This window comes from Nonomuraea terrae, from assembly GCF_004348995.1.
In the GTDB taxonomy this organism is placed as follows: Bacteria; Actinomycetota; Actinomycetes; order Streptosporangiales; family Streptosporangiaceae; genus Nonomuraea; species Nonomuraea terrae.
This window is the reverse complement of record NZ_SMKQ01000010.1, coordinates 82,746-94,987: the sequence shown is the minus strand read 5'-3', so window position 1 is coordinate 94,987 and position 12,242 is coordinate 82,746. Positions and strand designations below refer to the sequence as shown.

General features: G+C 71.4%; 12 protein-coding genes and 1 pseudogene. 12 read left to right on the top strand and 1 reads right to left on the bottom strand.

Annotated features, from left to right (window positions below; translation table 11 throughout):
- The 12 genes and pseudogenes from E1286_RS06405 to E1286_RS06350 all read left to right on the top strand — a co-directional run.
- Positions 1-412: pseudogene (locus E1286_RS06405) on the top strand (histidine kinase); the annotation flags it as partial.
- On the top strand, positions 412-1,350 hold the full coding sequence (locus E1286_RS06400) for a PP2C family protein-serine/threonine phosphatase (protein ID WP_132609649.1): 939 nt from the start codon (positions 412-414) through the stop codon (positions 1,348-1,350). The pseudogene E1286_RS06405 and the gene E1286_RS06400, both read left to right, overlap by 1 nt.
- Before the next feature lie 75 nt (positions 1,351-1,425).
- A complete protein-coding gene (locus E1286_RS06395; RefSeq protein ID WP_132609647.1) occupies positions 1,426-1,827 on the top strand; it encodes a four-helix bundle copper-binding protein in 402 nt (133 codons plus the stop codon).
- Between the two features lie 86 nt (positions 1,828-1,913).
- Positions 1,914-2,276, top strand: a complete 363-nt coding sequence (locus tag E1286_RS06390) for a DUF1622 domain-containing protein (RefSeq protein WP_132609645.1) — start codon at positions 1,914-1,916, stop codon at positions 2,274-2,276.
- Between the two features lie 138 nt (positions 2,277-2,414).
- Positions 2,415-3,533 carry an NADH:flavin oxidoreductase gene (locus E1286_RS06385; protein WP_223189602.1) on the top strand — a complete coding sequence of 373 codons (1,119 nt, stop codon included), beginning with the start codon at positions 2,415-2,417 and terminating at the stop codon, positions 3,531-3,533.
- A 42-nt stretch (positions 3,534-3,575) separates the two neighbouring features.
- The gene (locus tag E1286_RS06380; RefSeq protein ID WP_132609643.1) at positions 3,576-3,941 is read left to right on the top strand and encodes a hypothetical protein; all 366 of its coding nucleotides are present in this window, start codon (positions 3,576-3,578) and stop codon (positions 3,939-3,941) included.
- A gap of 396 nt (positions 3,942-4,337) precedes the next feature.
- Entirely contained in the window at positions 4,338-4,907 is a 570-nt protein-coding gene (locus E1286_RS06375) for a flavin reductase family protein (protein ID WP_132609641.1), read from the top strand.
- A gap of 251 nt (positions 4,908-5,158) precedes the next feature.
- Positions 5,159-5,653, top strand: a complete 495-nt coding sequence (locus tag E1286_RS06370; protein WP_132609639.1) for a MarR family winged helix-turn-helix transcriptional regulator — start codon at positions 5,159-5,161, stop codon at positions 5,651-5,653.
- 96 nt (positions 5,654-5,749) lie between these two features.
- On the top strand, positions 5,750-6,985 hold the full coding sequence (locus E1286_RS06365; protein ID WP_132609637.1) for a cytochrome P450: 1,236 nt from the start codon (positions 5,750-5,752) through the stop codon (positions 6,983-6,985).
- A complete protein-coding gene (locus E1286_RS06360; RefSeq protein ID WP_246074499.1) occupies positions 6,979-8,262 on the top strand; it encodes an MFS transporter in 1,284 nt (427 codons plus the stop codon). The genes E1286_RS06365 and E1286_RS06360 overlap by 7 nt, the downstream gene beginning before the upstream one ends.
- An 11-nt stretch (positions 8,263-8,273) precedes the next feature.
- Positions 8,274-9,923, top strand: a complete 1,650-nt coding sequence (locus E1286_RS06355) for an immunity 49 family protein (RefSeq protein WP_223189601.1) — start codon at positions 8,274-8,276, stop codon at positions 9,921-9,923.
- A gap of 7 nt (positions 9,924-9,930) precedes the next feature.
- Entirely contained in the window at positions 9,931-10,434 is a 504-nt protein-coding gene (locus tag E1286_RS06350) for a sigma factor (protein ID WP_132609635.1), read from the top strand.
- A gap of 50 nt (positions 10,435-10,484) precedes the next feature.
- Here the strand turns inward: E1286_RS06350 and E1286_RS06345 are convergent, their stop codons facing one another.
- Positions 10,485-12,179, bottom strand: coding sequence for an OmpL47-type beta-barrel domain-containing protein (locus E1286_RS06345; RefSeq protein WP_187368124.1), 1,695 nt, complete (start codon positions 12,177-12,179; stop codon positions 10,485-10,487).
- Between the last annotated feature and the right edge of the window lie 63 nt (positions 12,180-12,242).

Sequence of the window (12,242 nt, the reverse complement as noted above, 5' to 3'; positions counted from 1 at the left end):
GGATGGCGGCGCGTTCGGCGGGAGTCTGGAGCCGTTGGGTGCCGAGGATCTGCAGCGGATGCAGGAAGGGCTGAGGCAGATCCAGCACCTGCACGACCGGATGGCGCGCCTGCTGGAGGCCGTGCTGGCGATCAGTTCCGAGCTGGAGCTGAACGCGGCGCTCCGCACCATCGTGGAGGTCTCCGCCGACCTGGTGGACGCCCGGTACGGCGCCCTCGGCGTGCTGAGCGAGGAGGGCCAGTTCGCCGACCTGTTCACGTGCGGCGTCTCGCAAGAGGTGTACGACGCCGTCGGCCGGATGCCGACCGCCCATGGACTGCTGGCGGAGCTGGTGGAACACCCCCGGCCGCTGCGCGTGGAGGACGTGCAGGCCCATCCGAGCTTCCGTGAGTTCCCCCCGGGCACCCGGTGATGCGCACCCTGATCGGGACGCCGATCCTGGTCCGCGGCACCGTCTACGGCAACCTGTACGTCGCCGACAAACGTTCCGGCGGGCCGTTCACCGACGACGACGAGCGGATCATCGCGGCGCTGGCGAGCGCGGCCGGTGTCGCCATCGAGAACGCCCGCCTGTACGAGCGGATCAGGCGCAGCACCGAGGACTTCCAGCGGAGCCTGCTCCCCAAGCTGCCCGATCTGCGTGGCCTGCAGGCATGCGCGCGCTACCGCCCCTCCGGCGCCGTCCCGCAGATCGGCGGCGACTGGTACGACGCGATCATGCTGCCCGACGGCGTGCCCTGCCTGATGGTCGGCGACGTGATGGGCCACGACCTGAGGTCGGCCACCGTCATGAGCCAGATCTCCAACATGTTGCGGGTGATCGCCTACGAACAGTGCCGGCCGCCCTCCCGCATCCTGCAACGGCTCGACGAGGTGCTGCACGGCCTGCACGGCGGTCCGATGGCCACCGTTCTGCTGGCTCGCCTGGAAAGGCACACCGGCGGTGAGTGGCGGCTGTGGTGGGGGAGCGCCGGGCACCCGCCTCCGCTGCTGGTTCCCCCCGACGGCCCCGTCCGCTACCTGTGGAGCGACGGGGGCCATCCCCTCGGGGTCATGCCCGAGTTGTCCCGGCCGGACTGCGAGCAGATCATCCGCGCCGGATCCATTCTGGTGCTCTACACCGACGGGCTCATCGAGGATCCCGTGCACGGCCTCGACGAGGGCATGGCCAGCCTGGCCCGGGCCGCCGCCGAGCTGCGTCATCTGCCCATCGAGGAGATGTGCGATCGCCTGCTGCAGCACCGCGGCGACGACTTCACCGACGACGTCGCGCTGCTCGCCCTGCGCCTCGCCGGCCCCGCCACCATGAGCTGCGACGCCCTCGCAGACCCGCGGGACGGGCTCGCCTGATCACTTGCCGCTTCACCGTTTCAGCCGGCCGGCGGGGGTAGGGCAGGCTCGGAAGCAGAGAAGGGATGTCCTGCCATGCCGGTACGCGAAATGATCGACACCTACCCCGCCGACATCAACCTCGACCGGGGCCAGATCGCCGACACCGTCCAGGCGCTCCTCGACTGCGCACAGGCGTGCACGGCCTGCGCCGACGCCTGCCTGAGCGAGCAGGAGATCGACCGGCTCCGCAAGTGCATCCGCACCGACCTGGACTGCGCCGACATCTGCGAGGCGACCGCCCGCGTGTTGTCGCGCCACACCGGCTACGACGCCAACATCACCCGCGCCCAGCTGCAGGCGTGCATCCAGGCCTGCACCAGCTGCGCGGAGGAGTGCGAACGTCACGCCGGCATGCACGAGCACTGCCGGCTGTGCGCCCAGGCGTGCCGCGGCTGCGCGAGTGACTGCCGGCGCCTCCTCGACGCGATCAGCTGACCCCATCGGCGGTACACCGTGGAACCCCGGCGCGCGGCTCGCTCGCGAGCAAGGCAACCGGGGGAGCACCGGCCAGAGGACTGACGATGGACCTGAAGCCCGTCATCGAGATGGCCGGCCAGGCGGTCGACATGGCCGGCGTCGCCGCCATCGTGGTGGGGGCGCTGGTGGCGACCTGCCGGTTCGGCTACCGGCTGCTGCTGCGGCGTCCCGCTCACGACGCCTACCAGAGGTACCGCAAGGGGCTCGGGCGGGCGATCCTGCTGGGGCTCGAGTTCCTCGTCGCCGCGGACATCATCCGGACGGTCGCGATCTCTCCGACGTTCGCGAGCGTCGGCGTCCTCGCGCTGATCGTCCTCGTGCGGACGTTTCTCAGTTTCTCCCTGGAGGTGGAGCTGGAGGGCCGCTGGCCCTGGCAGCCGCCTGCCGCGGGGACGAAGGACGCATGAGGTGGAGATCCTGGCGCCGTGCCGGCGACGGCGACGCCGCCACGGCCGTGCTCAAGGGGGTCGCCCGGGCCGGCCATGAGATCTGGACCGGCATCGTCACATGTAGTGGCATTCTTGTGACGGAGGGTGATGATGCCGATGTCCAGCAGTTCTGCCGTGCGTGCCAGAGATGTGCTCCTACGCCCGTTCTTCCTGGGAGGGCGGGTGGTCGCCAACCGGATCGCGATGGCGCCGATGACCCGGGAGTTCTGTCCCGGTGGGGTGCCCGGCGCGGACGTGGCGCGGTACTACGCCCGCAGGGCCGAGGGCGGCGTCGGGCTGATCATCGCGGAGGGGGCGTACGTCGGTCATCCGTCGGCCGGTACCCGTGACCGCGTTCCCCGCTTCTACGGCGAGGACGCGCTCGCGGGCTGGGCCCGGGTGGCGGACGCCGTCCACCGGGCCGGCGGGCTGATCATGCCGCAGCTGTGGCACGTCGGCATGGCGCGGGTCGCGGGCGCCCCGCCGGTTCCCGGCGCACCCCGCATCGGCCCCTCAGGCGTTCCCCTGGATGACTCGGAGCCGGGCCGGGCGATGACGACGGCCGACATGGACGACGTGATCGCCGCCTACGCCGCAGGAGCCGCCGCGGCCGAGGCGCTCGGCTTCGACGGCGTCGAGCTCCACGGAGCCCACGGCTACCTCATCGACCAGTTCCTCTGGGCCCGTACGAACCGGCGCGCCGACGCCTACGGCGGTGACCCCGCGTCGCGGGCGCGGTTCGCCGCCGAGATCGTGGCGGCCTGCCGGGCGGCCGTGTCGGCGGATTTCCCCATCGTCCTGCGGATGTCCCAATGGAAGGTGGGTCACTACACGGCGAGGATCGCCGCGTCGCCGCAGGAACTGGAGGCGATCCTCACGCCGATCGCCGAGGCGGGGGCTGACGCGTTCCACTGTTCCACCCGGCGGTACTGGCTGCCGGAGTTCGCGGGCTCGGACCTGAACCTCGCCGGCTGGGCCAAGAAGCTCACCGGCAAGGCCACCATCGGCGTCGGCTCGGTGGGGCTCGACAACGAGTTCACCAGGGCGGTGGAGGGCGAGCCGAGCGGCGTCGCCGGCATCGACCGGCTGCTGGACCGGATGGAGCGCGACGAGTTCGACCTCGTGGCGGTGGGCCGCGCCTTGCTGGGCGACCCCGGCTGGGCCGCCAAGATCCTGACCGGACGCACCGCCGACCTCAGACCTTTCGACCGCGCCCAACTCGCCACCTTGCACTGAGACGGCCATCGGCGGGGTCACGGCACGTGCGACGATGACCACATGCCCGGCATGATCCGCGGGGGAACGCCCGCCTTACGCAGAGCCGCGTACGTGGGGGCGGCGCTCGTGGCAGCCGTCCTTGTGGCAATGATCTGTGGTGAGCGGCTGCGTTTCGCTCACTCGGCGGCGGACATGGAGGCGGTCGCCCGCACGCTGGGGGAGGGTGTCGAGCTCAGGGGCCGGAGCATCGGAAGCCTCACGTTCGAGTTCGTCCGGCGGGAGGACGACCTGGTCTACTTCCACCGAGGCGAGCAGGGCTGGGACGGGGACTCCTACGGGTACGTCTGGAGCCCCGAGCACAGGCCGAGTGATACGCGCCACCTGCGGGGCCCTTGGTACAGATACTGGAACGACGCGCACCAGTGACCTCTTCCGGCGCTGCTCATCCGACGGTGGGCTCAGGTAGGGGAATGACGTGCACGACGTCGCCGCCGGACCTCGCTTCGACGGTCGCGTTTTCTTCTCCCAGCACGCCTGCGAGACATATGCCCGGCGGCGATATCTCCTGTTCGGTCGTGACGGAACCTGTTCGACAGGTGATAGACGTGATCGCACTGCCGACGGATATCTCAAGAAGTCGCACGGCCGTCGTCGCGCCGCGGCAGTGTGACGACGAGTGGGGGCCGGACGGTCATGACGGCTCTCCCCGACGTTGACTGCCCGGAGGTGCGCGCCCTCCGTCCGCCCCGGTTCGGCCCTCGATCCGGCCATGACGAGACAGCCATGACGAGAGATTGCGCCGGCGGCGGAAAGGAATGAACCATGAGCACTGTCAGCGGTTTCGTGGAGTACCCGGTGGAGAACGTGCATCGGCTGATCGAGCCTGGGCCGGTCGTCATGGTGTCCACGTTCGACGGGCGGCGGGCCAACCTGATGACCAACGCCTTCAACATGCCGGTCGCGCACGGGGCCCTCATCGCGCTCGTCCTCGGCCCCTGGGACCACAGCTACGAGGCGTTGTCGGACACGGGGGAGTGCGTCATCGCGATCCCCTCCATCGACCTGGCCGAGCGGGTGGTCGACGTCGGCAACGTCTCCGGCGGCGACGTCGACAAATGGCAGCGGTTCGGCTTCACTCCGGCGCCCGGTGCGGTGGTGCGGGCGCCTCTCGTCATGGAGTGCTTCGCCAACATCGAATGCACCGTCGCCGACGACCGGCTCGTCGAGGACCACGGCCTGTGGATCCTCCAGGGTGAGCGGGCCTGGTACGACGCCGCCAAGCGGGGCGCGGGCGAGTTCCATCACCGAGGCGACGGCACGTTCTCCGCAAACGCCGCCACTCTGGACCTCCGGCACCGTATGACCAAATGGCGGTATCTGACCGGCGATTGACCGCCCTGCCCTACCCGTACGAAGCACTTCATTGGGGCATTTATCCAGTTTTTGCCTAATTTAGATAGATGTCCTATATAGGCCGGTGATACGACGGCAGTAGGCGTCTCCCCGGACGAGCGTCCGGAGGGCACCACCCGAGGCTGGAGGACGTGGTGCTGTTATGCACGCCCGCACCCGTGGTCACGGTGACCGGCGTGTCGAGGCTCGGCCCGCCTGGAGCCTGACATGTCGCAGGAAGGCCGGAGAGCATGGGCCCTGATGCCGCGGACATGGCCGACGCGTTCAGAGAGGTCGCACGGCTGGTGTTGCGTCACCTGTCGGTGTACGGAGACCTCAACATCACCGCACTGTCCACGCTCTCCAGGCTGGACAGCCAGGGGCCGCTCCGGCTGACGACGCTCGCGGCCGCGGAGGGCATCGCCCAGCCGTCGATGACCCAGGTGGTCAAGCGGCTGGAGCAGTTCGGGCTGGCGCGGAGGGTGGACGAGCCGCAGGACGCGCGCGTGGTCATGGTCGCCGTCACCGACGCCGGCCGGCGGTTGCTGGAGGAGCACCGGCAGGCCCAGCGCGACCGGATGGCCGAGCTGCTGTCGGAGCTTCCACCGGAGGACCAGGAGGTCCTCGACACGGCGATGCGGGCCGCGCGCCCCGCCATCAGGCGACTGCTCTCCAGCGCCGCAGCCCAGAAGACTCCCGCCGGCGCCCGACCCGCGCCGCCCCAGCAGGCGACCGCCGGCGCCTGAAGCGCGGCAGAGAAGGCGGCGCCGGCTTTGAAGCGCCCAGGCCTCGATCACGTTCACGACCGAGGACGTTCACCACCGGAGAAGGGGCAAGGCATCATGACCGCCAACCCGGAAACCACCACCACACCCCCCGTGGCCGAGGACTACCCGATGCGGCGCGCGCCCGGCTGCCCGTTCGACCCGCCGCCGCGCCTGCGGCAGCTGCAGGCCGCCGCGCCCATCACCCGCGTACGCATCTGGGACGGCAGCACCCCCTGGCTGGTCACCCGGTACGAGGACCAGCGGGCGCTGCTGGCCGACCGGCGCATCAGCGCCGACAGCGGCAACCCGCACTACCCGCATCAGGGCCCGTCCCAGAAGGAGCTGCGGCGGCAGACGCAGACGTTCCTCACCATGGACAACCCCGAGCACGCCCGCCTGCGCAGGACGGTCACCGCGCCGTTCTCCATCAGGCGCGTGGAGGCGCTGCGCCCGGCCATCCAGGCGATCGTGGACGGCCAGATCGACGAGATGCTGGCCGGCCCGAACCCCGTGGACCTCGTCGAGGCGTTCGCGCTGCCGGTGCCGTCGCGGGTGATCTGCGAGCTACTCGGCGTTCCGTACGCCGATCATGACTTCTTCCAGGCCCAGAGCCGGATCCTGGTCAAGAACGACACGCCTCCGGAGCAGGCCAGGCTGGCCCAGCAGCGGCTGGTCGACTACCTCGACGAGCTGGTCGGCGACAAGCTCGCGCGCCCCGGGGACGACCTGCTCTCGGAGCTGGCCGTCAAGCGGGTCGCCACCGGCGAGCTGACCCGGGGGGAGGCGGCGTCCATCGGGCGGCTGCTGCTGATCGCCGGCCACGAGACCACCGCCAACATGATCGCGCTGGGCACCCTCGCGCTGCTGCACCACCCCGGCCGGCTGGCCGAGCTGCGGGAGACCGACGACCCGGCGCTGGTCGCGGGGGCGGTCGAGGAGCTCCTGCGCTACCTGACCATCGTGGCGACCGGACGGCGCCGGGTGGCCCTGGAGGACATCGAGATCGGCGGGCAGACCATCCGCGCCGGCGAGGGCGTCATCCTGGCCACCGACGCCGGGAACCGGGACCCGGCCGCCTTCCCCGACCCCGACCGGCTCGACCTCCACCGCAACGCGCGCCATCACGTCGCGTTCGGCTTCGGCGTGCACCAGTGTCTCGGTCAGCCGCTGGCCCGCGTCGAGTTGCAGGTCGTCTACGGCACGCTCTACCGCCGCATCCCCTCGCTGCGACCGGCCGTGGACCTCGATCGCATCCCGTTCAAGCACGACGGGTTCATCTACGGCGTCTACGAGCTGCCCGTGGCATGGTGACCCACCGGACGACAGGCCGGAACACCGGTCCGCCACGCGCCCGCCGCACCTGGATCGCCGCCGACCACCCCCACTACAAGTGGGTGGCGCTGACCAACACCACCCTCGGGGTCCTGATCGCCTCCATCAACAGCTCCATCGTGCTGATCTCGCTGCCCGCGATCTTCACAGGCATCCGGCTCGACCCGCTTGAGCCCGGGAACGTCGGCTATCTGCTCTGGACGCTCATGGGCTACATGCTCGTCACGGCGGTCCTGGTGGTCACGCTCGGCAGGCTGGGCGACATGTGGGGCCGGGTCCGCATCTACAACAGCGGGTTCGTCATCTTCACCCTGACGTCGGTCGTGCTCTCGCTGGATCCCTTCCACGGCGGGGGCGGCGCGCTGTGGCTGATCGGGTGGCGGGTGGTGCAGGCGGTCGGCGGCGCCATGCTCATGGCCAACTCCGCCGCCATCATCACCGACGCGTTCCCCGGCCGGCAACGCGGCATGGCGCTGGGCGTCAACATGGTGGCGGGCATCGCCGGCTCGTTCCTCGGCCTGGTGCTCGGCGGGGTGCTCGCGGAGTGGGACTGGCGCTCGGTCTTCTGGGTCAACGTCCCGATCGGGGTCGCGGGCACCGTCTGGGCGTACCGCTCCCTGCACGAGACCGGCAAGCGCGCCCCCGGGCGCATGGACTGGTGGGGCAACATCACCTTCGCCGTGGGCCTGACGGCCCTGCTCGCCGGCATCACGTACGGCGGCCACATCATGGGCTGGACGAACCCGTGGGTGCTGGCCGCCCTCGCCGGCGGCGTCGCGATGCTGGCCGTCTTCTGCCTGGCCGAGACGAGCACAGCCGAGCCCCTGATCCGGCTGAGCCTGTTCCGCAGCACGGCCTTCGCCGGCGGGAACGCGGCCACGCCTCATGGTGGCCGGATTGTCCGACTCGCTGCCGGGCGTCCTCAGCGTCGGGCTCACCGCGCAGGGGGTGCCCGCCCAGGCCGCCCACTCCATCGCCGAGCTGCCGCCGGTGGGGGTGTTGTTCGCCGCGTTCCTCGGTTACAACCCCGTCGGGCACCTTCTCGGGCCGGGGCTGCTGGGCCACCTGCCCCCGGCGCACGTCGACGTGCTCACCGGCCGCCGGTTCTTCCCGGAGCTGATCTCGCACCCGTTCCACAACGGCCTGGTGGTGGTCTTCGCGCTGGCCACGGCCATGGCGCTGGTCTCCGCGGCCGCCTCGCTCATCCGCCGGGCGAAGGCCCACAGGTAGCGCCATATCCCGATATTTCGGTTTAAGGTGGGGTGCTGTGATCTCCGGGGGACAGCGTCACGAGGTGCGCGAGGCAACGGTGGCGGCGGCCCGTGAGGGGTTCGCCGACAGGATCGGCTCGATGGTCAGGTCGATGGCGAAGGCCGGCCCGATGACCGCGTACGAGTGGTGGCTGATCTGCGAGGAGTTCCTGGACTACCTGGGCGCGCTCTCCGCCGGGACGCCGGACCTCGACACCCCCGAGGCCAGGGCCGCCTTCGGCAACGCCGCCGAGGCCGCCGCCGGAGCGGTCGCGTACGCGGCGTACCACCCGTTCGCCGGTTTCTCGGTCTACCTCGACTACGTCGACTTCGGCATCACCTACGGGCCCGAGCCCGGGGGCACGCCGCAGCCGATCACCGCGGACCGCTGGCTCGACGCGTTCTGCCTCGCGGTCCTGGCGGGCACGGCCGAGCGGCACGGGGAGGCGTTCCACTTCGCCCGCGGCACGGCCCAGGAGGAGCTCGTCGACGGCTTGATGGCGTACGTCATCGGCGACACGGAGGAACCGCGCGCCGCGACCGACGCCACCCTCCCGCACGCCACAGCGGTCCACGCCCTGCGCGCCCTGGAAGCCGGCGACCAGGAGACGTTCCGCACCGCTCTGGCCGAGCTGCTCCTCCGCCACCGCGCGCTCCACGGGCCCGGAGACCGGCCCCGCACCCTGCTCCCGCTCCTCCCGTTGGCCCTCGCCGCCCTGGCCTACCGCCGTCAGGGCTGGCCGCCGCCCGAGACCGGCTATCTGCCGCGCGCGCTGGTGACCGGCTTCGCGACCGCGGGCCCGAGGGTCCGGGCGTACGGCCGGGAGAGGCGTCCTGACGCGGTCGCCGAGCTGGCCGCCGGGCCGGTCGTGGTGCGGCGGCCGGGGCCGCCCGGCTTCCTGCACCCGGAGAGCGAGGCGTTGTTCGAGGAGTACACCAGGGAGGCGTTCACCCCGGAGGACGGAAAGCCGCTGGACCCGCGAGGACTGTCGACCGCGTTGCGGTATCAGGAGCTGCTCTTCGTGGCCCGCGCCGGGCTGTCCGACGACGTCACGGACGGGCAACTGGCGAACCTGCGCCTGGCCTCCCAGCTGGGGGCCGCGTTGTTCCGCGTCGCGCTCGCCGAGCCCGGCGCCGGCGTCGAGGTGACGATCGACGGCCGCACGCTCGCCTACCCCGCTCACCGCGCGGCCGAGCCCGGCACCTGGCACACCGCCGTGAATTTCGCGCTGATCACCGGGACCCGAGAGGACCTGGCCCCGGTCGTCGTGGCCGGCTCCGCCGCCCTCCGGCAGGACGGCTCCGCCTTCGCCTCCTACCGCAGAGCCCTGCACGACTACCTGCGCGGCGCCGACCCCGAACCCGCCACCGACCAGGCCCTGCACGACTGCGACAAGGCCAGGACCTGGGGATTCTTCCCGCCGCCCGCCGTCCTGCTCGCGCAGCTGGTCGAGGGCGACCAGGAGAGCTTCAACCTGGCCCTGCTCGACGCCCTCGACGCCCACCGCGACCACTACGGGGTCGCCGACCGCGCGGACGACTCCGAGGCCGCGATCAACCTCGACGTCCTGGCCCTGGCCTGCCACGCGCGCCGCCGCGGCTGGGACGTCCAGGTCGTCTCCCCCTACCTCCCGGCCGGTCTCCTCCGAGCGGCCAGGCCGCGCTGACCGGGCGATGAACTCCCTGGAGGTCTTCCTGGCGGACCGTCCCCGGCTGCTGGGCCTGGCGTACCGGCTGCTCGGGGACGCGGGCGAGGCCGAGGACGTCGTCCAGGAGGCCTACATCCGCTGGCAGCGCGGCACGCAGGTCGCCGTCCCCGGCGCGTGGCTCACCACCGTCGTCACGAACCTGTGCCTCAACCGGCTCACCTCCGCGCGGGCGGACCGGGAGCGCTACCCCGGGCCGTGGTTCCCCGAGCCCGTCCGCGTCTCCAGCGGCGCCTTCGGCCCGCTGGAGACGGTCGAGCAGCGCGAGTCCCTCTCGTACGGGGTCATGATCCTGCTCGAACGGCTGACGCCGCCGGAGCGGGCGGCGTTCGTCCTGCGAGAGGCGTTCGGGCTGCTGGCCGACCTCGTGCTCGTCGACGGCGACCCGCTCCAGGACATCACCGCGACGCGCTCGATCGTGGACGTCTGGCGGCACGGGGTCCGCCAGACGCGGCCCACCGGCGACCGATGACGCACGGGCGGCCTCTCTCGCAAAGGAGACAGGCCGCCCGGCCGATCAGATCAGGGCTTCTTGCAATCCTTGCCGTTGCCCTTGCCCGGCTTCGGGCATTGCTCGCCCGGCGGGTCGTCGTCCCCGCCCGACGCCGCCTTGACGAGCATGAATGTGGCCGTGCCGACCGCGGAGGTGTTCCCGGCCTTGTCGGTGGCCCGGTAGGTCACCGTGTGCGCTCCGGGCTGGGAGACCGCCAGCGCCTTCGTGTAGACCGCGTACGGCTGGCCGTCCAGCGAGTACTCCACCTTGTCCACCCCGGACTCGGTGTCGTTCGCCGTGATCGTCACCGTCGCGGAGCCCACGTAGTTCCACGCCCAGTCCATGCTCCCGGTGATGCCCGCCGTCACCTGCGGCGGGGTGGTGTCCCCGCCCTGGGGAGCCACGACGGTGAACGTCACCGAGCCGACCTCCGAGGTGTTGCCCGCCTCGTCGGTGGCCCGGTAGCGCACGGTGTGCGCCCCCGCCCGGTTGACCGTCACCGGCGCCGTGTAGGCCGCGAACGCCGCGTTGTCGAGCGAGTACTCCACCGTGTCGACCCCGGACTCGGTGTCGTCAGCGGTGACGGTGACCGTCGCGGAGCCGACGTACTCGCCGTTCTCGTTCTGGTCGCCCGCCACCTGCGCGGTCACCTGCGGGGGAGTGGTGTCCTCCTCCTGCTCGGCCACCACGGTGAACTCCGTCGTGCCCGCGTCGGAGGTGTTGCCCGCCTTGTCGGTGGCCCGGTAGGTCACGACGTGGGCGCCGGGCTGGCCGACCGTGAGCGGCTGCGTGTAGACCGCGTACGGCTGGCCGTCCAGCGAGTACTCCACCGTGTCGACCCCGGACTGAGCGTCGTTCGCGGTGATGGTGACCGTCGCGGAGCCGACGTAGTTGCCGTCGTCGTCCCGGTCACCCCCGACCTCCGCCGTTACCTGCGGGGGAGTGGTGTCCTCCTCCTGCGGGGCCACCACGGTGAACGCCACCGAGCCGACCTCCGAGGTGTTGCCGGCCGTGTCGGTGGCCCGGTAGCGCACGGTGTGCGCGCCGATCTCGTTGACCGTCACCGGCGCGGTGTAGGGCGCGAACGCCGCGTCGTCGAGGGCGTATTCGACCGTCTCGACCCCGGACTCGGTGTCGCTCGCGGAGACGGTCACGGTCGCGGAGCCGACGTAGTTGCCGTCCTCGTCCTGGTCGCCCGCCACCTGCGCCGACACCTGCGGCGCGGTCGTGTCCGAGCCGCCGCCTTGGGTGACCACCAGCTCGCCGACCATCTGGCCGTGACCGGGGATCGCGCAGAAGAAGCGGTACTTGCCCGGCGTGAGGTTCACCTGCGCCTCGTGCCGGCCGCCGTTCGCGTCGATGGGGCTGGCGAGGATGTTGAGCCTGACGTCGTGGTTGTAGCCCGGGGTGGAGACGTCGAAGGTCAGGGTGTGGGTCATGCCGGTGACGTTGCCGGTCGCCACGCTGTTCTCGAAGACGATGGTGGCAGGACCCGCCGTCGCCTCTGTCGGCGCCGACTTGTACGCGGTCATGCCGTCGTCGGCGGTCCAGGTGAGCACCTGGTCCGCCGAGGCGGTCAGTTGCAGGCGGGGCTGCGCGGCGGCCTGGCCCGACGACAGGAAGAGCGCCGGGAGCCCGGCGGCCAGCAGCAGCACGGCCAGGCCCGGCGCCGTGGCGGCCGCTTTGAGCGCCCGCCGTAAGGCACTGATCAAGGGGACATGCATGGACGATGCACCTCTCAAAGTCTGCGCGCGTGCCGGCGAAGGGCACGCTCCGGCTGGGGTGGG